The 19,414-nt window shown below is 68.9% G+C and carries 23 protein-coding genes; 11 read left to right on the forward strand and 12 right to left on the reverse strand.

Annotation, left to right across the window (positions count from 1 at the left end; genetic code table 11):
* Positions 1-73 precede the first annotated feature (73 nt).
* Together WBG06_RS07445 and WBG06_RS07450 are read left to right on the forward strand one after the other, a co-directional pair.
* Positions 74-2,404, forward strand: coding sequence for a DNA/RNA non-specific endonuclease (locus tag WBG06_RS07445; RefSeq protein WP_336735955.1), 2,331 nt, complete (start codon positions 74-76; stop codon positions 2,402-2,404).
* Positions 2,346-2,810: an agglutinin cell wall attachment protein gene (locus WBG06_RS07450; RefSeq protein WP_336735956.1), complete on the forward strand. Its 465-nt coding sequence runs from the start codon at positions 2,346-2,348 to the stop codon at positions 2,808-2,810. Before WBG06_RS07445 ends, WBG06_RS07450 begins: the two co-directional genes overlap by 59 nt.
* Before the next feature lie 43 nt (positions 2,811-2,853).
* Here the strand turns inward: WBG06_RS07450 and WBG06_RS07455 are convergent, their stop codons facing one another.
* The 3 genes from WBG06_RS07455 to WBG06_RS07465 all read right to left on the reverse strand — a co-directional run bounded on the left by WBG06_RS07455 (position 2,854) and on the right by WBG06_RS07465 (position 4,836).
* A complete protein-coding gene (locus WBG06_RS07455; RefSeq protein ID WP_336736931.1) occupies positions 2,854-3,147 on the reverse strand; it encodes a helix-turn-helix transcriptional regulator in 294 nt (97 codons plus the stop codon).
* A gap of 158 nt (positions 3,148-3,305) precedes the next feature.
* The gene (locus tag WBG06_RS07460) at positions 3,306-3,866 is read right to left on the reverse strand and encodes a hypothetical protein (RefSeq protein ID WP_336735957.1); all 561 of its coding nucleotides are present in this window, start codon (positions 3,864-3,866) and stop codon (positions 3,306-3,308) included.
* A 73-nt stretch (positions 3,867-3,939) separates the two neighbouring features.
* Positions 3,940-4,836, reverse strand: coding sequence for an AraC family transcriptional regulator (locus WBG06_RS07465; protein WP_336735958.1), 897 nt, complete (start codon positions 4,834-4,836; stop codon positions 3,940-3,942).
* 77 nt (positions 4,837-4,913) lie between these two features.
* Here WBG06_RS07465 and WBG06_RS07470 point away from each other — a divergent pair, with 77 nt between their 5' ends.
* From WBG06_RS07470 to WBG06_RS07500, 7 genes are all read left to right on the forward strand, one after another.
* On the forward strand, positions 4,914-5,597 hold the full coding sequence (locus WBG06_RS07470; RefSeq protein WP_336735959.1) for a class I SAM-dependent methyltransferase: 684 nt from the start codon (positions 4,914-4,916) through the stop codon (positions 5,595-5,597).
* A 47-nt stretch (positions 5,598-5,644) separates the two neighbouring features.
* The gene (locus WBG06_RS07475) at positions 5,645-7,402 is read left to right on the forward strand and encodes a DUF429 domain-containing protein (protein ID WP_336735960.1); all 1,758 of its coding nucleotides are present in this window, start codon (positions 5,645-5,647) and stop codon (positions 7,400-7,402) included.
* Between the two features lie 157 nt (positions 7,403-7,559).
* Positions 7,560-9,131: a molybdopterin-dependent oxidoreductase gene (locus WBG06_RS07480; protein WP_336735961.1), complete on the forward strand. Its 1,572-nt coding sequence runs from the start codon at positions 7,560-7,562 to the stop codon at positions 9,129-9,131.
* A gap of 77 nt (positions 9,132-9,208) precedes the next feature.
* Positions 9,209-9,856: a fasciclin domain-containing protein gene (locus tag WBG06_RS07485; protein WP_336735962.1), complete on the forward strand. Its 648-nt coding sequence runs from the start codon at positions 9,209-9,211 to the stop codon at positions 9,854-9,856.
* A gap of 37 nt (positions 9,857-9,893) precedes the next feature.
* Positions 9,894-10,493: an ECF RNA polymerase sigma factor SigK gene (gene sigK / locus WBG06_RS07490; RefSeq protein ID WP_336735963.1), complete on the forward strand. Its 600-nt coding sequence runs from the start codon at positions 9,894-9,896 to the stop codon at positions 10,491-10,493.
* Positions 10,490-11,221, forward strand: a complete 732-nt coding sequence (locus WBG06_RS07495) for an anti-sigma factor (RefSeq protein WP_336735964.1) — start codon at positions 10,490-10,492, stop codon at positions 11,219-11,221. Before sigK ends, WBG06_RS07495 begins: the two co-directional genes overlap by 4 nt.
* 92 nt (positions 11,222-11,313) lie before the next feature.
* Positions 11,314-11,760: a TY-Chap domain-containing protein gene (locus WBG06_RS07500; RefSeq protein WP_336735965.1), complete on the forward strand. Its 447-nt coding sequence runs from the start codon at positions 11,314-11,316 to the stop codon at positions 11,758-11,760.
* Here WBG06_RS07500 and WBG06_RS07505 read toward each other — a convergent pair.
* From WBG06_RS07505 to WBG06_RS07545, 9 genes are all read right to left on the reverse strand, one after another.
* Positions 11,754-12,200 carry a hypothetical protein gene (locus WBG06_RS07505; protein WP_336735966.1) on the reverse strand — a complete coding sequence of 149 codons (447 nt, stop codon included), beginning with the start codon at positions 12,198-12,200 and terminating at the stop codon, positions 11,754-11,756. The two genes, WBG06_RS07500 and WBG06_RS07505, sit on opposite strands and share 7 nt — an antisense overlap.
* Positions 12,197-12,631 (reverse strand): hypothetical protein, encoded by a 435-nt coding sequence (locus tag WBG06_RS07510; RefSeq protein ID WP_336735967.1) that lies wholly within the window; start codon positions 12,629-12,631, stop codon positions 12,197-12,199. Before WBG06_RS07510 ends, WBG06_RS07505 begins: the two co-directional genes overlap by 4 nt.
* Before the next feature lie 2 nt (positions 12,632-12,633).
* The gene (locus tag WBG06_RS07515; protein ID WP_336735968.1) at positions 12,634-12,993 is read right to left on the reverse strand and encodes a hypothetical protein; all 360 of its coding nucleotides are present in this window, start codon (positions 12,991-12,993) and stop codon (positions 12,634-12,636) included.
* A 7-nt stretch (positions 12,994-13,000) separates the two neighbouring features.
* Positions 13,001-14,203 carry a hypothetical protein gene (locus tag WBG06_RS07520; RefSeq protein ID WP_336735969.1) on the reverse strand — a complete coding sequence of 401 codons (1,203 nt, stop codon included), beginning with the start codon at positions 14,201-14,203 and terminating at the stop codon, positions 13,001-13,003.
* Positions 14,203-14,502 carry a hypothetical protein gene (locus WBG06_RS07525; RefSeq protein ID WP_336735970.1) on the reverse strand — a complete coding sequence of 100 codons (300 nt, stop codon included), beginning with the start codon at positions 14,500-14,502 and terminating at the stop codon, positions 14,203-14,205. Before WBG06_RS07525 ends, WBG06_RS07520 begins: the two co-directional genes overlap by 1 nt.
* 54 nt (positions 14,503-14,556) lie before the next feature.
* Positions 14,557-16,545: an MDR family MFS transporter gene (locus tag WBG06_RS07530; protein ID WP_336735971.1), complete on the reverse strand. Its 1,989-nt coding sequence runs from the start codon at positions 16,543-16,545 to the stop codon at positions 14,557-14,559.
* A 73-nt stretch (positions 16,546-16,618) separates the two neighbouring features.
* A complete protein-coding gene (locus WBG06_RS07535; RefSeq protein WP_336735972.1) occupies positions 16,619-17,776 on the reverse strand; it encodes a hypothetical protein in 1,158 nt (385 codons plus the stop codon).
* A 102-nt stretch (positions 17,777-17,878) separates the two neighbouring features.
* Entirely contained in the window at positions 17,879-18,139 is a 261-nt protein-coding gene (locus WBG06_RS07540) for a metal-sensitive transcriptional regulator (RefSeq protein WP_336735973.1), read from the reverse strand.
* The gene (locus WBG06_RS07545) at positions 18,123-18,545 is read right to left on the reverse strand and encodes a DUF302 domain-containing protein (RefSeq protein ID WP_336735974.1); all 423 of its coding nucleotides are present in this window, start codon (positions 18,543-18,545) and stop codon (positions 18,123-18,125) included. The genes WBG06_RS07540 and WBG06_RS07545 overlap by 17 nt, the downstream gene beginning before the upstream one ends.
* Before the next feature lie 132 nt (positions 18,546-18,677).
* Here WBG06_RS07545 and WBG06_RS07550 point away from each other — a divergent pair, with 132 nt between their 5' ends.
* The gene (locus WBG06_RS07550; protein ID WP_336735975.1) at positions 18,678-19,082 is read left to right on the forward strand and encodes a carboxymuconolactone decarboxylase family protein; all 405 of its coding nucleotides are present in this window, start codon (positions 18,678-18,680) and stop codon (positions 19,080-19,082) included.
* Positions 19,083-19,119: 37 nt separating this feature from the next.
* Entirely contained in the window at positions 19,120-19,290 is a 171-nt protein-coding gene (locus WBG06_RS07555; protein WP_336735976.1) for a hypothetical protein, read from the forward strand.
* Positions 19,291-19,414 lie beyond the last annotated feature (124 nt).

Below are 19,414 nucleotides of genomic sequence, written 5' to 3' on the forward strand. Positions count from 1 at the left end.
GGGCATCACGGTGGGTGGTCGGGCACCACTTCGAATACGCCGGTCAGGTAGGCGCTCGCGTCTGCTCGGGGCGTTGCTCACTCTGACTTTCATCATCGGAGCGGTCGTCGTCGGTCCCCCGGCGGGGGCGGACGGTCTCGGTCCCTGCAACAACGACGAAGCTCCCATCCCGGCCTCACCGCACGGTGCGGGGTCGTGGATCGTCCAGCTTGGCGAGAGCCCTGAGGGTGGCGACCCGTTCGAGGACGACGGGGTGACGCTGGAGTCGACGTACGGCACAACTCCGCACCTGTGGACCTACGACAACGGGTGCACCGGCCAGTTCGTCGCCGGAGCGGGCACGGCGATCGGGAACATCCTTCTTCAGATCTCGGGCACGATCCCCAACTGGACCCACGCGCTGCTCGACGCCGTCATCTCCCCGGATTCTCCGATCCGTGCCCTCGACAACCCGGTCGTCGATGCGACCCGAGCCGTCGCCGAAGGGGTGTGGCGGCCGTGGATCACGATCGCCGTTCTCCTCGTCGCGGCGACCGCGCTCTGGCGCGCACGCACCGGGCACATCGCCGGATCTGCAACCGCCGCCACCTGGGCCGGCGTCGTACTGCTGGGGACCACGCTGCTGATCTCCTACCCAGCCGAGTCGGTTCGTTTGGTCGATGACGGAGTACGCGGCGCGGTCACGCTGATCGCGACCGGGTTCGACGACAACCCGGTGCCTGGCGAAGACCCGGCGGTAGCAGCGGTCGACGGCCAGATGGACGAGGTCGTACGTTCCACCCAGTACCGCACCTGGCTCAACGGCGCCTTCGGCGATGCCGACTCCGCCACGGCGCGCGAGCACGGGCCGGACCTGTTCCGGGCGACCCACTTCACCTTCGACGAGTACGAGACCTACCGGTCCGACCCGGAAGGTGAGGGGAAGGCTCTCGTCGAGGAGAAGCAGGACGCGTTCATGACGATCGCCGATCAGATCGACCGTGAAGACTCGGTCGCGTACGACTACTTCAAGGGTGAGCACTGGAATCAGCGCGTGACCGTCGGCCTCATCAACCTGGTCGCGGTCATCGTCACCTGCGGCTACCTGCTCATCGCCGGCTTGGCGATCCTGCTCGCGTTCGTGCTCATCCGCCTCATCGTCCCGTTCGCGCCGGCGGCAGGGATCCTGTTCATGTTCGACCGCACCCGCGACCTGGCCGTGGGATGGCTGCACCGCCTCGTCGGCCCGCTGGTGATGGGGCCCATCTGCTTCGTCGTGGCCCTGTGTCTCCTCCGGTTCTTCAGCGAAGTCCTGACCAGTACGCAGATGCATGACGCTCTCAAGCTCGCGATCTGTGCCGTCTTGAGCTACCTCGCCTGGCGGTTCACGCGCCCTGCTGCTTACGGGGTCGGTCACATCTGGGGCGCTGCGGGATTCGCCTGGGGGATGACCACTGGCTGGCGTCGCCAAGTCACTCCCCTCTCAGAACCGGCGCCGCAAGCACCACCCGCGGTCAACGGCCCGGCGAGCCAGCCACCCGAGGTGGTCGGACCTCGAGTGGTTCACCACAACGTCGCAATACCGAGTCCTTCGGCGCTCAACCCCGCTAGCGCATCCCCATCGGCACCAGGGGTCACTCCAGCAGCGGCGGTGATTCCTGTTCCTGGATCGATGTCTTCGATCCGCATCCAGCAGCGATGGCCGGCACCCGATGTGGTCAGTCGTGTCGCGGTGGGGCCGCTCGGACCCCGAACGAAGTTCCCGCCGCGAGGCCTGACCCTCGAACCCAACACCGCCTACGACGTCGCCGGCCGAGGGACTTTCTTCACCGACGATGACGGCAAGCTGACTCACATCGACACCGAGTACGGCGAGAAGGGCAGTCTCAATCCGGACCTCAACTCGCCTGCTCCTTCAGTGACCTTCGTCGTGAGCAACATCCACGTGTTTCGCACCGACCCACAGGCGCGAACGGTCGAAGCGAACGACCCCCACTTTGCGCTCAGGGACGCCACGCGATCCGAGCACGTCCAGGGCGTCGTCGGTCGCTCCGGCGGACCTGGCTACCAGGGAGGTCATCTGCTCCAAAGGGCGAGCGGTGGCGGCCCCGATCGAATCAACATCATCGCAATGCTGGCCGAGCTCAACGAGTCGGTCGCTGCGGGCCCAGCGAAGCTGACCGACAACTTTTACGATATGGAGAAGCAGCTCCGCCAGTGGGTGAGCACGTACGCCGATGGCGACGACCCGGCCTACGACATTGCCCTCAAGATCGTTCCGAGATACGAAGGGGACCAGAAGGTCCCGTCAAAGATCCACGCCGTCATGACCGTGAACGGCAAACGCAGAGAGAGGACGTTCACCAATGTCCGCCCCGAATCCGCAGGGCCCGAACCTGACCCGTCAGGGGGAGCTGATCAGTGAGATCTCCGCGCTCATCCCCGCCGAGGTCACCGGCCCCTGGCGCAAGCTGACCTTCAACCGCAGCTCTCTCTCCATGCTGTCCGAGCACGAACTCGTCGTCGAACGTCCCGACGGCACCATCGATGAGTCCGAGGGCGTCCCTTTCGAGGTCGATGATCTCCTCAACGAACTCCGCCGAGTCATGTACACACCCGGTGCCGGCACCTGGATGTCAGCTCAATGGACCATCACCGACCTAGGCGACGGCCATGCCGACGCGCGCGCGACGTTCGACTACGACAACGAGCCGCGATGGAGCATGCCGGTCCGCGCGTTCAACTACGCCATCGACGTACGCGATTTTCCCCGCGAAGCCGAAAGCATCCCCGAATGGCTGAGCCAGCGCCTCGATGAGGCATCCGTCTAACCAAGTCGCGCAAGACGCCTTACGCGACTCATGCCTCCCGACGTCAGCGGTCGGGGGCGGTGCCGTAGCGGGCCTTGAAGCGGCGTACGAGGTAGCCGGGGTCGGTGAGGCCGGTGCGGGTGGAGATGACCGACAAGGGGAGGTCGGTCTCGCGGAGGAGGCGGCGGGCTTCGGTGAGGCGGCGCTCGGTGAGCCAGTCGAGCAGGGTGCGGCCGGTGCGTTGGCGCAGGACGGTGGTGAGGTGGCCGGGGGTGTAGCCGAGGGAGCGGGCGAGGTCGCCGGCGGTGACCTTGGTGGCGTACGTCCTCTCGATCTTGTCGAAGACGCAGGTGGCCAGCGGGTGTGAACTAGATGTGGATAACTCGGAGCTTCTTGGGTAAGGTCATAGACGCAACGGCCCTATAGGCCCGCGAAGTAAGCCCGGCAGTCTTCCGGACGGTGGATGAGCCGGGCTCGCGCTATTTCTAGGCCCGCTACGTTCCGTCTCGATCAGGTTCACACCTCGAGGTGGCGTACGTCGACGACGAGAGGCTGCGCCGCGTCGATCCAGGCTCCACCGCGCTGATAGCACCAGCAGACGGCATCACTGATCCACAGCAGGGGCTCGCTGCGAGGAACCTCGAGTCGGTATGTCGGCTTGTGGGTCATCGGGTAGAGCTTGCGTGCGATGAGTTCAAGATCGGCACGCATGAGGCTCTCGTCGCGCTCGATGACGACGTGGGCAGTGCGGTCCTTGATCACATCATCGATCACGGCGTTCATGCAGGCAGCTCGCCCCACCCGTTGGTCCTTGGTCTTTGCGACGTAGACCGTGACTTGGACATCGAGGCCGCACATCACTTGGAGTACGCGTGCTCGGTAGGGGTCCTTCTCCTTGGCGAAATGGACGCGATCCTGCCGCGGCAGCAGCACGCTCCGAAGCGCCTTCCGCGCCTCAGAAACCTGGCCGGCGGGGAGTGTCGCAGCAGCAACGACGTAGTCCTTCGACTTGGTCTCGTCGACGAAGACATGGCCACGTAAGTAGCGGCTGACGCCGTCGCTGGGTCTGAAACTCACTCCACCATTGTCCCTGTCGCCGCCGACACTTTCAGATCGCTGGCCAGTGTGTCGCCGCCGACAGAGCGGTGGCTCACGCCTCCCGACGCCAGCGGTCGGGGGTGGTGCCGTAGCGGGCCTTGAAGCGGCGTACGAGGTAGCCGGGGTCGGTGAGGCCGGTGCGGGTGGAGATCACCGAGAGGGGGAGGTCGGTCTCGCGGAGGAGGCGGCGGGCTTCGGTGAGGCGGCGCTCGGTGAGCCAGTCGAGGAGGGTGCGGCCGGTGCGTTGGCGGACGACGGTGGTGAGGTGGCCGGGGGTGTAGCCGAGGGAGCGGGCGAGGTCGCCGGCGGTGACCTTGGTGGCGTACGTCTTCTCGATCTCATCGAAGACCCGGCTGACCAGGGGGTCGGGGGCGATGGGGGCGCTCGGGGCCAGGCGGGCCGACGCCACCAGGAGGTTCGTGAGGGTGGCGGTGATGGCGTCGTGGGCGCCGAGGCGGTCGGGGTGGCGTAGCTCGTCGGTGAGCTCGGCGAGCCAGGACTGCCAGCGTGGGCGCTCGGCCTCCGGCACCAGTGCGCGGCGGCCGTCGGCGGCGAAGAGGGCGAGCAGCGGGTGGTGGGCCCAGGTGAGCGGGGAGATGGAGGCGAGAGCCGGGATGGCATCGGGGGTGAAGGCCACCGACCAAGCCCGCGCGTCGGCGATCTCGGCGAGCGACTCGGCGGCCACGACCTCGCCGGGAGCCACCGCGTGGACCTCGCCGTCACGCAACGCCACCTGCTCGCCGTCGAGGCCGACTGCTCCCCCGCCACGCTCGACGTAGGCAAGGATCCAGAAGTCGTGGGCGTGCCGGTTGTGGGGCGGCAGGTGCTCGCTGTCGCAGTCGGGATCGAGAGGTACGACTCTGACAGGAGGTAGGCCGGGGCGCTGATCCCACGCGTAGACCGGGGTGCCGTCGGAGCGCACTGTGCGCACCGAACGCGCGCGAGCCACGACCGAATCCGAAGAACGTCCCATAGCCACCGACTTCCCTCCCACCATGGATCCGCAGAATGTCCCATCGTAGAGACATGACCACCATACCGATCATCGACGGCCGCGCCGAGAGCGATCAGGACCGCGACTTCCTCCCCGGCATGGGCCGCCCCTGGCTCCTCCCCCTCTACGACCTCTTCACCCGGTTCGCCCGCGTACGCCCGCTCCACGAGCGGACCGTCGAGCTCGCCAGCATCGAGCCCGGCCAGACCGTCCTCGATGTCGGCTGTGGCACCGCCAACCTCTCCTTCGCGGTGCTCCGCGCCGTGCCTGAGGCCGTCGTCACCGGGCACGATCCCGACGCGGACGCGCTGAAGATGGCCGCTCGGAAGGCGCGGCGGCGCGGCGTACGTCTCTCGCTGGTGCAGGGGTACGCCGACCGGCTGCTCCCCGAGGACGGCAGCGTCGACCACGTCGTCTCCTCGCTCGCACTGCACCACGTCGACGACGCCGGCCGGGCAGGGTTCGGACGGGAGGCCCATCGGATCCTCCGGCCCGGCGGGCGGGTCACCATCGTCGACTTCGGTGCCCCCGACCACGGCCCAGGAGGGCACGGTCATGAGGGCCACCGGCATCGCGGGATGAACGCCTACACCGAGCGCAACCTCGACAACGGGATCGTCAGCCTGTTGACCGAGGCCGGCTTCACCGATGCCCGCGAGATCGACCACATCGAGCACCGGTTCGGGCCGATCACGATCGTTCAGGCGACTCGCTGACGGCCCGGGGGTTAGACCCGCGCCTCACGGGCGGGCAGTCTGGCCCCATGTACTTCATCGGAGTCGATCTCGCCTGGGGCGTGCGCAGGCCCACCGGCCTCGCCGTCCTGGACGAGACCGGTCGCCTCGTCCACGTCTCGGCCGCCAAGACCGACGACGAGATCGTCGCGGCCCTGGAGCCGTACGTCGACGGCGACTGTCTCGTCGCGATCGACGCTCCCCTGATCGTCACCAACGCCACCGGCAACCGGCCCGCCGAGGCGGCGCTCAACAAGGACTTCGCGCGCTTCGACGCCGGCGCGCACCCGTCCAACACCAGCAAGCCCGAGTTCAGCGAGCAGCCTCGCGGTGCCCGGATCGCGGCGCGGCTCGGGCTCGACATGAACCCCCGGTCCGGCCGGCGGCGCCGAGCGATCGAGGTCTATCCGCACCCTGCGACGGTGGCGCTCTTCCGCCTGGGACGGACGCTGAAATACAAGCACAAGTCCGGCCGTGACATCGACCAGCTCCGGGCCGAGCTGATCATGCTGCTCGGCCTGCTCGAGGGCCTCGCCAGCGCCGACCCGCCGCTGCTGCTCGACCACCCCGCCTGGCACGCCCTGCGGACGGCGGCCGAGAGTGCCGTACGCAAGAGCGAGCTGCGCGCTGTCGAGGACCAGGTCGACGCGGTGCTGAGCGCCTACATCGGCCTGTTCGCGACCCGCGCGCCGGATCGCACGACGACGTACGGCGACTTCGCCACCGGCTACATCGTCACCCCGACGTTGCCCGACGACCTCCGCCCGACACCCCGCGGCCGTGCCGGCGCGAAGATCCAGGATCCGGCGACCGCGGTCCGTGAGTACGCCGCGATCCAGCCGACGCTGCAGGAGGCGGCCGACCAGTACGTCCAGCTGGTGACCTCGATCCTCGACGACGCCGGCATCAACTACCTCACCGTGACCTCCCGCGCGAAGTCGGTCGCGTCGTTCGCGGCCAAGGCGGCGCGTACGGTCGACGGACGGCAGGTCTTCACCGACCCGCTGCGCCAGATCACCGACCAGATCGGGCTGCGGGTCATCACCTACGTCCACAGCGACGTCCAGGCCGTCGCCGACCTCCTCGACGACCAGGTGGTCGTCCACGACGACCGTGACATGGGCGAGGAGACCGCGAGCGAAGGCCGGTTCGGCTACGCCAGCCGCCACCTGCTGGTCAGCCTCGACCCCGCGCGCGAGGGCCAGGCGGCGTACGAGCTGCTCCGGGGCCGTCAGGCGCAGATCCAGATCCGCACCGTGCTGCAGCACGCCTGGGCGGAGTTCGAGCACGACATCCGCTACAAGGGCACCATCCCCAGCGAGCACGTGCCCGACTTCGACCGCCGGTTCACCCTCGCCGCCGGTCTGCTCGAGCTCGCCGACCGAGAGTTCTCCACGATCCGGGATCGGCTCCGGGAGGGCGCTTCCGCCACCAGCCCGGAGGCTCTCGACGACGATCCCCGGATCAGCCCCCGTGAGCTGGCGGCGTTCCTGGCCGGGCAGTACGCCGATGCCGGCTGGTCGCGGACCGACCACTACGGGTGGATCTCCGGCGTCATCCTCGAGCTCGGCATCACCTCGCTGACCGAGCTCGGCGAGGCCCTGCGCTCGGTCGACGAGGAGACCCTGATGGCGCGGATGGACTACCGCTATCCGCCCGGCGCCGTGCGGCGGCTCGACGACGCTCTGCTCTGGGTCTACGGCGACACCTACGTCGAGCTGCGCGCCAACGCCCACCGCGCGCTCGGGCTGCGGGCCCGGCTCGCGAAAATGCGCGACACCGACTGACCCGCCCTGCCGCGCTGCTCGCTGCTGTCGGATCGCGCCCCCGGGCTCGTGTAACACGCTGTTCGTACCACTATCCGGTCGTTTCACTAGGGCGAGTAGTGCTACGAACAGCGTGTTACACAGAAATCCGTTCCGCCGCCGAGCGCGAACCCCCGCCATGAGACGCCCGGATCGCCCTACCCTCGCCCATGCCTTCGCCGGCGTGCTCGCCGGAGCTGCCGGAATGTCGGTCGCGCACCTGGCGGCCGCGCTGCTCACGCCGGCCTCGTCCCCGGCGCTCGCGGTCAGCACCGCGGTCATCGACGCGACACCCACGCCGGTCAAGGAGTGGGCCGTACGCGAGCTCGGCAGCGCCGACAAGCCGATCCTGATCGGCAGCGTGCTGCTGGTGACGATCGCGTTCACCGCCGTCATCGGGGTCATCGCCCGGCGCCGTCTGCGGATCGGGGTCGCGCTCATCGCCGGCCTGGTCCTGCTCGCCGGGGCGGCGGTGGCCCGCCGGCCGCTCTTCGAGCCCGCTGACCTCATCCCCACGGCGGTGGCACTCGTCGTCGGACCGGCGACGCTGGTGTTCCTGACCAGAGCGCTGAGCACCGACAAGGCCGGCGGGACCGATGGGACCAACGGAACCGACGGCACCGCCACCGCCGGCGGCACACCCGAGGGCGGCACCGCCAGCCGTCGCAGCGTCCTGCTCGGATTCGGGGCGCTGACGGTTCTCTCGGCCGCCGCCGCGGTCGGTGGGCAGGTGATCGTGCGCAGCCGGACTGCGCTCGCCAACCTGACGCTCCCCCGGGTCCGCGACCCGCTGCCTGCGCTGCCAGCCGGGCTGGAGGAGACGTACGACGGGATCACACGGTTCACCACCCGCAACCGTGACTTCTACCGGGTCGACACCAAGCTGACCGTCCCGATCGTCGACCAGGACAGCTGGACGCTGACGATCGACGGCGACGTCGAGCGCGAGCTGACCTTCAGCTATGACGACCTGCGCGAGCGCGAGAACGTCGAGCACGACATCACCCTGACCTGCGTCTCCAACGAGGTCGGCGGCAAGCTGGTCGGCGCGGCGCGCTGGACCGGCGTACCTCTCCAGGAGCTGCTCGAGGAGGCCGGCGTCGGCGACCGCGCCGACCAGATCCTCTCGACCGATGTCGAGGGTTTCACGATCAGCACCCCGCTCGCGGCCGTCCTGGACGGGCGCAACGCGATGGTCGCCCTCGGCATGAACGGCGAGGTCCTTCCCCGCAGCCACGGCTTCCCGGCCCGGCTCGTCGTACCCGGCCTCTACGGCTACGTCGGTGCCACCAAATGGGTCACCAGGCTGACCCTGACCAGGTACGACGCGGCGACCGCGTACTGGACCGACCGTGACTGGGCGACCGACGCCCCGATCAAGCTGTCCAGCCGGATCGACACCCCACGGCCGCTGAGCAACATCCCTGCCGGCCGCACCGTGATCGGCGGAGTCGCATGGGCTCAGCAGCACGGGGTCGCCGAGGTCGAGGTACGCATCGACCGAGGCCGGTGGCAGCGCGCCGAGCTGGGCCCGGACGCCGGGATCGACTACTGGCGCCAGTGGTATCTCCCCTGGGACGCCGAGCCGGGGAGCCACCAGCTGGCCGTACGCGTCACCGACCGCGACGGCACCGTGCAGAGCGCCGACCGGGCCACGCCCTTCCCCGACGGGTCCAGCGGGATCCAAGAGGTCGTCGTGACCGTCGGCTGAAAAAAGAGGAAATCCGATCCAGCCAGGGTGCCGAAGCACTCATGACAGCAAGCCAACATCCTTCGAAAGGCTCTCTCATGAAGCTCAACACGATCACCCGCACCGGTGGCGCCGCCGCGACCCTGGCTCTGCTGCTCGGTGTCGGGCTCTCGGCCTGCGGCTCCGACGACAGCTCGGCCGGCTCCGACAGCGGCTCCAGCACCTCCGAGTCCGCCGAGTCCGCACCCGAGGAGACCGAGGCCACCGAGGCCGGCGCGCAGACCTTCGGTGAGGGCTGCAAGCTGATCCCGGCCGAGGGCGAGGGCTCGTTCAACGGCATGGCGACCGCGCCGGTCGCCTCGGCCGCGAGCGCCAACCCGCTGCTCAAGACCCTGGTGACGGCGGTCGGCGAGGCCGAGCTCGTCGACACCCTCAACAGCGCCGACGCCCTGACCGTCTTCGCGCCGACCGACGACGCCTTCGCGAAGATCCCGAAGGCCGACCTGGACGCCGTCCTGGCCGACAAGGAGATGCTGACCAAGGTCCTCACCCACCACGTCGTGGCGGGACAGCTCAGCCCGGAGGACGTCGCCGGTGAGCACGAGACCCTGGCCGGCGACACGATCACCGTGGAGGGGGCCGACGAGGAGTTCACCGTCGGCAAGGAGAACGCCAAGGTCCTCTGCGGCAACATCCCGACCGCCAACGCCACGGTGTACGTCGTCGACACCGTGCTGATGCCCTGATCAGCACTTCGGACCAGAAATCCGCGAGGATCGACACATGAGACCGCTCAGCTCAGTTCCCTCCGGCGACCCGTCGCCGGAGGGAACCGGGTTGCCCGGGCTTGCGGGGCTCCTGCGTCGCATCGCCCGAGGTGACGAAGCCGCCTTCGCGGCCCTGTACGACCAGACCGCCGCTCGAGTCCACGGGCTCGTGCTGAGGGTGGTCCGTGACCCCGCTCAGGCCGAGGAGGTCACCCAGGAGACGTTCCTCCAGGTGTGGCGCCAGGCCAGCCGCTACGACGAGAACCTGGGCAGTGCCCACTCCTGGCTGCTGACGCTGGCCCACCGACGGGCCGTCGACCGGGTCAGGTCGGCAGAGTCCGCCGGCCGCAACGACACGGCCTACCACGGCACCACCCACGCTCCGCCGCACGACACCACTGCCGAAGCGGCGGAGACCTCGCTGGAGGCCCGGCGTGTCCATGCCGCGCTGGAGACGCTGACCCCCGTTCAACGCGAGGCATTACAGCTGGCGTACTTCGGCGGCTACACCCACACTGAGGTCGCCGCCATGCTCGACCTACCGGTCGGCACCGCAAAGACGCGTATCCGGGACGGCCTGATCAGGCTTCGCGACGCGATGGGAGTGAACCAATGAACGCGCAAGACATCCACGCTCTCTCCGGTGCGTACGCCGTGGACGCCCTCGATGACATCGAACGCGCCCGCTTCGAGCAACACCTCGCCGTCTGCGCCGACTGCCGCGCCGAAGTGGTCAGCCTGCGGGAGAGCGCCGGGCTGCTCGGCGCACTGACCGATGTCGCGCCGCCTCCGGAGATGCGGGACCGCCTTCTCGCGGGGATCAAGGAGATCCGCCCGCTGCCCCCCGAGACGACGGAACCGACCGAGAGTCGCGAGACGTACGTCCGGCGGCCGCGTTGGCGCCTGATCGCCGCCGCAGCAGCGACCCTCGCCGTCATCGGTACCGGGACGGTCGCCGCCATCGAGCTGACCCGCGACGATTCGAGCCAGACCGTCTCGGTGGCCGACCGGGTGCTGAGCGCGGAGGACGCGACGACGGTCTCCGTCGATCTCCCCCGTGGGGCCCAGGCCCGGGTCGTACGCTCGGTCTCGGAAGGCAAGGCAGTGCTCGTCACCTCGGACATGCCGCCCGCACCCGACGGCAAGGTCTACGAGCTCTGGCTCCAGCACGACGACGTCATGGTCCCCGCCGGCCTGATGCCCGACGACAGCGACCAGACCTTCGTCCTGGAGGGTGACGCCGCGGACGCCAGCGCCGCCGGGATCACCGTCGAGCCGGACGGCGGGTCCGAGGAACCGACCTCGGCCCCGATCGCCCTCTTCGACTTCTCGCAGGCGACCTGACCTCGGGGTCGGATCGCCGAGACGTACGGGCTCGGGTCTCGGTCTCACCGATGCGGGGTGTCGGTGAGGCCGAGGGCTGGTTGGATGGACGGGTGGACGCGACGCAGTGGCAGGAACGGATCACCTCCGAGCTCGCCGCCCTCGGGCAGCAGGAGTTCGTGATCATCGGCGAGCCCGAGCCGCCGGCGCCGGAACCCACCGGCTTCCTGGGCCGGCTCAAGGCGAAGGTGTCGTCGCCCGTCGCACCGTCACGCTGGGGACAGGTGCTGTGCGTGGACGACGTGCTCTACGCCGAGTTTGCAGGTACGCAGCACATCGGCGGTGCCTGGGAGGCGCCCGCCGAGCAGCACGAAGCGCTGCGCGCGGCCGGGTGGCTGACTCCCGACGAGACCGACCCGATCGCTCCGGCGCCGGCGGCACCGCACTACTGGCGCACCGTCCCCCGGGCTGAGGTCTCGCGCGTCGCCGGGCTCCTCGTCGATGCCTTCCGCATCCTCGGCGCCGACTTCGAGACCCTCACGCTACGCCGCGATCAGTAGGCGCCGAGCTGCTGGCAGAGCATCCGGTAGAACGCGGTGTTGGTCATCGGGGTGAGCTGGTCCCCCAGCGCGAGATGGAGACCGTCGGGGCCGTTGATGCCGATCAGCTGCCACGGGCCGACCGTGATCGACCAGGCGGTGCGAGCGCCCAGCTCCTCCAGGATCGCGTCCCGAGCGGCCTGGTCCTCGCCCAGGAGCTCGGTCATCCGGGCGGTCGGGAACGGGCGCACCGATCCGGCTGCCCCCTTGACCGGGCGGATCTTGAGGGTGCGGACCAGGCTCGGAACCAGCTGGCCGCGCGGGACGGCGAGGTGCTGCGTACGCGTGCCGTCGAGCGCCAGCCGGAGGTGGATGCCTCCGGGGTCGACCGTGGCTCTGTGCTCCAGCCGTCCGCCCGGACCGGCGAGGATCCACGAGACCTCCGTCGCGGCGGCGCTCATGCCGGGCTCCAGCTCGCGGCGGTGGCATCGATCTGGGCCGCCCAGGTCGCGTAGTCGCTGGTCACCACGGTGGCGGTCAGGGTGTGGCCGACCCCGTCGATCGCCACGAACCACTGCTCCATGGTCAGTGCCGCGCCTCCGGGCCCGTCGTACATCGCCAGCCGGCGACCGGCCTCCTGTCCGGCGATGGTGAGCCGCTCGAGGTCGATCGGGGTATAGCCCGGCATCATCTGCGAGAACGCCATCTCGGAGCCGACCTGCCAGTCACGGAACCCGATGTCGCCGTTGGTCTGGGCGGTCACCGTGATGTTGGAGCGGAAGGTGCCGTCGGCCGGGGCGAGCGCCAGGAAACGTACTCCTTCGGGCGGTTCGACGCTCTCCCAGCCGTCCGGGAGACTCAGGCTCGTCTGCTGTTCAGAGCGGTCGGGCACGGTCACTTCTTTCCCGCGGTGCGCTTCTTCTTCGGGTGCGACTCGCGATACCACTTCGGCTTGATGAACGGCGGGGTCGGCAGGATGACCAGCAGCGGGTAGATCACGCAGGTGAGCAGGAAGAGCCCGCCGATGATCGTCCACGCCGCGGTCTGCTCCGGAACCAGCCCGAAGGCCGTCGACCCGGTGATGGCCAGTGCGGAGATGCAGGGCAGATGGATGAGTACGACGTCCTCGCCGACACCGCCCCGGTTCCACGAGTTCGCCCAGGATCGGGCGCGGTCCGAGAGCCCGAGATGTTGCCAGATGCTGACCCCGGCGCCGATGACGCCGGCGGCCAGGATGAATACGGCCCAGATCATTGCGGTCCTAGTCCCAGAAGGTGATGGCGTCGCCGACATCGGAGGCTACCTCGCCGGCGCCCTCCGCGAAGTCGCTGACCCCTTCGACGACGGCCTCGCCGAGCTCACCGGCTTCGTCGACCACGAAGTCGGCAGCCTTGCCGGCCAGCCCGGAGCCGATCGCACCACCGACCAGGCCACCGACGACACCGCCGATGACGGTGCCTGGGCCGGGGAAGATGCTGCCGATCGCAGCGCCTGCCTGGGCCCCTGCCCAGGCTCCCCCGGCCGCGCCCGCAGTCGTGATCGCCGAGGTGCTCACCGTGCGGCTCACCCGTTCCGTCGTCGACAGCGACGGGTCGTCGGCGTCCTTCTGCCACTGCTCCCACGCCGAGGTGCCCGCGGTGACCACCCAGCCGGCGCGGGTGGCCCACTTGCCGGCGGTGAGCCACTTGCCGCGTACGGCTGCCTTGTTGGCCTTCGCGTGCCAGTTCTTGTCGCTGAGCACCTTCGCGGCGCGCTCGAGCTTGGTCAGGCTCGCGGGGCTGGCGAACCGACCATTGACCCGCGGCTGGAACATGCCGTAGCGGCTCTTCACCATCCAGTCGATGCCGGCGCCGGCGCCGAGGCCGGCCAGCCCCAAAGCGTACGCACCGATCTGCATGCCGTCGGAGAAGTCCTTCGGCAGCAGGCCCAGGTCCTGGAGGCGGTCCTCGATCCAGCCGTCACCGGTCGACTTCGCGATCGCCTTGCCGAGATCCTCGTGGGCGTTGTCCTCGTCCTTGCGGGCCGTCTCGACCCGGCTGACCAGGTCGTTCCACTTCTCGACCTTGGTGTTGTGGGCCTCGACGTCGCCCTCGGAAGCGCCCTCGCCGGGATCGGTCGGTGGCGAGATCATCGTGCCGCTGACGGTGAGCCCGGCACCGCTGGCCTCGTCGCGGATCGTCGACATCTTGGTCTCGACCGCCTTGAGGTCGCCCGAGAAGGTCGAGAGGCCCTTGCCCATGGCCTCGATGCGCGACTCGAGCTGCCGCAGATCGCGCTTGCGGCTCTCCGCCTTCGTCTCGAACGCGGCCCCGGCCTGACCCTTCCAGGAGCCTGCGGTCTTGATGGCCTTGCCGACATCGGCCAGAGCGTCGCCGACCGCTTCCTTGGCGGTCGTGCACGCGTCCGCCGCGGTCTGCGCCGCGGCGGCGTCACCGTAGACCTTGGTGTCCATCGCCTCCGGCATCAGCTGCCCCTCACCCTCTGCTCGTGACGGCGGCCTTCGTCGCCGGCCGCCTGGTCGGCCCCGGTCGCGTGGTCCAGAGCGTTCTGCACGCTGTCGCCGAGCTTGCCGAGACCTTCGGACATCCCGCCCACCGCCGCCGCCAGCGACGCCAGCGCGGTCGCGACCTCCGACGAGGACTCGCCCACGTCAGGTGTCTTCTGCAGCGGCTCGGCCTGCTTGAACAGATCGCTGCCGGCGGTGTCCAGTGTGCTCTTGATGGACCTGAGATCGTCGGGGTTGACGTGCATGTCGGCGGTCATGCCGTCGTCTTACCCGTTCTTGTCGATTTCAAACACACGGGAAGGTAAAAAGCCCTATACGGCGGCCTCGCCCTCCACGATCTCGCGAGAGAGCGCCGCGAGCGCCTCTTCGAGCTTGTCGTCGTCGGCGCCCCAGTCGGACAGCTCGGCTGCGAGCCACTGCTTGAACGCCGCGACCAGCTTGTCGAACTGCTCGCTGCCCGCCTCCGTCAGTGCGTACGCCGTCTCGTCACCCTCGAGGTAGCCCTCCGCGACGGCCGTGGTGAACGCCGGTGCCAGCACCTCGCCCGGCATCTGGAGCCGATGGCCGATCGCGACCAACGAGGTCTCACCGCCGACCCGCTCGCGGATCCCGACCTGGCGCACGCACCATGCCGTCGCCGCGCCGAGGTCGACCGACGACTCCCGGATCATGGTGAAGGTCTCCGGCGGCTGGCGGCGGACCAGCTGGGCGACGGCGACGTCGAGGCGCGTCGCGCTGTCGGAGGAGCTGGGCATCGCGAACCCGTCGCCCGGGTCGGTCGCGGCCGCCCGCGATGTGCCCCGAAGAGGAACCTCCTTGAGGAAGAGTGCGAGCAGGAATGCCAGGCCGGCGACCGGCACCGCGGCGAGGAAGACCAGGTGAAGCGTCTCCGCGTAGGCGTCGATGATCGGGGCGCTCTGGGCATCGCTCAGCGCATGGAGTGCCGCGGGGGACGCGACGGCCTCGGCGGGCACTCCGGCCGTGGCGATCGCCGCGGGCAGCCGGTCGGCGAGCTCGTTGGCGTAGACGGTTCCCATGATCGACGCCCCGAAGGAGCTGCCCATCGTCCGGAAGAAGGTGACGCCCGAGGTGGCCACACCGAGGTCCTCGTAGGCCGCGGTGTTCTGCACGATGATCGTCAGGATCTGCATGCTCAGGCCGACGCCCATCCCCATGATCAACAGATACAGCGACATCGTCAGGGTGGTGGTCTCGGCGTCCATCGTGGAGAGCAGGAACAGGCCCAACGCCATGATCAGCGAGCCGGCGACCGGGAAGATCTTGTAGCGCCCCGTCCGGCCGACGATCGAGCCCGCCATCGTCGAGGTCACCAGCAGGCCGACGACCATCGGCAACGTGCGGATCCCGGATGACGTCGCGGAGACGCCATGGACGTATTGCATGTAGGTCGGGAGGTAGGTCATCGCGCCGAGCATCGCGAAGCCGACGATGAACGAGAGGGTGACGCTCACCGTGAAGACCCGGTCCCGGAACAGTCGCAGCGGCAGGATCGGGGAGACCGCCCGCGACTCGACCCAGACGAAGATCACGAAGGCGACGGCCGCGCCGACGAACAGGCCGATGATGGTCGCTGATCCCCACGCATACTCCGTCCCGCCCCAGCTGACGGCCAGGGTCAGCATCGAGGCGCCGAGGCCGACGAAGAGGATGCCGAGGTAGTCGATCGAGGGCCGCTTGCCACGGGCGATCTGCGGCAGGGTCAGGCTGGCGATCGCGATCACGGCGATCCCGAGCGGAAGGTTGATGTAGAACGCCCAGCGCCAGGACAGGTGGTCGGTGAAGAGTCCGCCGAGAAGGGGTCCGAGGACGGTGGTGGCACCGAAGACAGCGCCGAGCGCGCCCTGATACTTACCCCGCTCACGCAGCGGGATGATGTCGCCGATCAGCGCCGTCGCGGTCACCATCAGGCCGCCGGCTCCGATGCCCTGCACGGCGCGCGCGGCGATCAGCCAGACCATGTCGGTGGCGAAGCCGCACGCTGCCGAGGCGAGGATGAAGAGCCCGGCGGAGACCTGTAGCAACAGCTTGCGGCCGAAGAGGTCACCGAACTTGCCGGCGAGCACGGTCGCCACGGTCTCGGCCAGCAGGTAGGAGGACACCACCCAGGACAGGTGGCCGGCACCTCCGACGTCGGCCACGATCGTCGGCAGCGCGGTCGACACGATCGTCTGGTCGAGCGCCGCGAGCAGCATGCCGAGGAGCACGGTGCCGAAGATGAGGTTGATTCTGCGACGGCTCAGCTGAGGCTCGGTGTCCGACGCCACCATCGATGCTGCCATTGCGACCCCCACATCTCTACTGGAATCAAACTAGGGCAAACCCTGGGGTCGAGCGTGAGATTCGCGCGGAATGTCAGGCGGCCTCCTTGCGGTTGTCGGTCAGATCGCGGACGAGACTCGCGGCCGGTTCGTGGAGGAACTCGATGAATCCTCTGAGCGCGGAATGACCCTCGAGCGGCACTCCCCCACGGAGCGCTTTGACCGTCGCCGGCCGCACCAACCACGCAGCCAGGCAGGCCGGATAGTCGGCTGGGTGGTCGAACAGCTCCTCGAGCTCGTCGTCCTCTTCACCGGGGTGTCGAAACGCGCGCAGACCCGCCTCCATGGCGAGGTCGACCAACCCGTAGGGAACGTCGGCGAGCATGCCGTAGTCGCGCAGTCCGCGGTGGGTCCAGATCTCCCCCGGCTCACGATCGGACGGACCGCTCGCATCACGCAGCGTGTCGATCCACCGATCCGGCTCGTCCGAGACGGCGTAGGCCACCTCCTCCGGCACCCTCAGCGGTGCTGTCTCGAACATCAGCCCGTCGTCGATCGGCACGATCCGACCGATCACGCACTCGCCGTCGTCGACCATCAGTCCGGCGCCGATGTTGATCGTGGTCGGCTGCTCCCCTGTCGCCGGATCCTCCCAGAACAGGTGTCGCGGCTCGCGCCGCAGCAGACGAACACCGCGCATCGGCGCCCGCGCCCACTCCCAGATCCGGTCGGCACCGGCGATGAGGTCGCCGGACGCGTGGTGCCGCAGGAACGCTTCGAGTCCGCCGAGGTCATAGAGGAACGCCTGCCGGTAGACCCAGTCGCGGTCCAAGATCTGGATCCGGTCGTCCTCCCGGTCACGGTCGGGATGAGGCCCACCACGGACGTCCAGGGCGAGGTCGATCGCCTTCGCCATCCGCCGCTTGTTGCGCGCATGGGTCCCCTGCAGCGCCTGCGCGACGATCCATCGCGAGTGTGCCCATCGCGGGATGAGCGCCCCGAGCAGCCACATCTGCTCCAGGCGTTCGAGACGCGACGGATGCCAGAACTGCTCCTTGTCGAGCTGGTCTCGGGTGCGGTGGATGATCTCCAGCGCCGCCTTCACGTCCCCGCGGGCCTCGGCATCGTTCACGGCGAACAGGGCCGGCCAGTAAGGACTGTCGACGACCTTCTCGGCGAACGACCGCCGTCGCGGATCCCCAGCTCCCGCTCTCGGGGCTGGCCTCTTCTGGTGCTTCGTGCGTTTGGGCATGACCCCAGAAGACCCCGGATTCGTACGTCCCGCCAGCGCCGCTCATCGAGCTGTGGATAACTCTGTTCGGAGCGTGCCTGTGGACAGTGATCGGCCCGCCGATCAGGCAAGCGCGAGGAAGAGCTTCTCCATCTTCTTGACGTCCACGCTGTCGCGCCCTCCCTCGGCCAGGCACTTCTCCAGGCCGGTGGCGACCAGGGCGTAGCCGCCCCGGCTGACAGCCTTGTTGACCGCCGCGAGCTGGGTGAGCGCGTCCTCGCACTCCGAGCCCTCCTCGAGCATCCTGATCACCGACGCGAGGTGACCGTTGGCGCGCTTGAGTCGGGTGATGATGGCCTTGATCTCGTCAGGCTCGAGCTGCATCGTCGTCCTTCTTCTTTCCAGTGAGTGCGTCCAGCATGCCGGTGAGACGCTGCCGCGCATCCGCCGCCACCTCGGCGACCCCGGCGTCAGAGCTGAAGGAGGTCATCGCGGCAGGATCGAAGACCTCGACCCTGGTCATGTCGCCCTCTGCAGCGACCACGACATTGCACGGCAGCATCGTCGCGACCCGCGGGTCGGCCTCGAGCGCACGATGGGCGAGCTGCGGCATGCAGGCTCCGAGGATCACCTGCTGCGGAACCTCGACACCGAGCTTGGCTCGCAGGGTGGCAGTCAGGTCGATCTCGGTCAGGACTCCGAATCCGGCATCGCCGAGGAGGTCTCGCACACGCGCCACCGTCTCCGCGTACGACGCCGGAACGGTGGCACTCAACGTGAAGCTGGTCATGGGTCTCCTTCTCTCCAACGATTCTATAACCCCCCGGGGGGTTGTGTTACCGTCGCAATCGTAACCCCCCGGGGGGTTATAGATCGAGTCGCCGCCCGCAGGCGGCAGCAACAAGGAACCGAAGGAACCGCCATGATCACGACGATCGATACCGACTCACCTCACACCGACTCACCTCACGGCAAGCGCGTCCTGCGCGAGCTCGGACCGCTCCACAAGGAGCTGCGCCGCGCCATCCCCGACGTCTACAAGGGCTGGGGCGAGCTCTCCAAGGCGGCCTTCGCCGACGGCGCCCTCGACCGTAAGACCAAGGAGCTGATCGCCCTCGCGATCGGCGTGGTCGAGGGCTGCGACGGCTGCATCGCCTCCCACGGCCAGGCCGCCGCCCGCGCCGGCGCGAGCCCTCAGGAAGCGGCCGAGGCGATCGGCGTCACATTCCTCATGCACGGCGGCCCCGCCACCGTCCACGGTGCCCGCGCCTTCGACGCGTTCTGCGAGTTCGTCGACGCTCTCGACGCCGGCGAACCTCCCGCCTGAACCACCGAACCAGATCCACAGAAGCAGGAACAGAACCATGTGTCGCCCCGTCCGCTGCAAGAAGTGCACGAAAACCACCTGGGCCGGTTGCGGCCGCCACGTCGCCCACGTCAAGGCCTCCGTCCCCGCAGGCCAGTGGTGCGCCGGCCACTCCGTCGACCCCAAGGACCCCAACGGCAGCTGGTTGAGCCGCATCCTCGGCCACTGACGGCCGGGCGCGAAGCGCCACACCGCACGGACCCGTCGGAGCCGACGCGAGCCTGAGACCCCGGTCTCGATGCCGAACCCGCACCTTCGACGGAATGCCTCGCCGCGCCGTTCCTTCCCGTTAC

The sequence above is a fragment of the Nocardioides sp. CCNWLW239 genome (assembly GCF_037137035.1).
In the GTDB taxonomy this organism is placed as follows: Bacteria; Actinomycetota; Actinomycetes; order Propionibacteriales; family Nocardioidaceae; genus Nocardioides.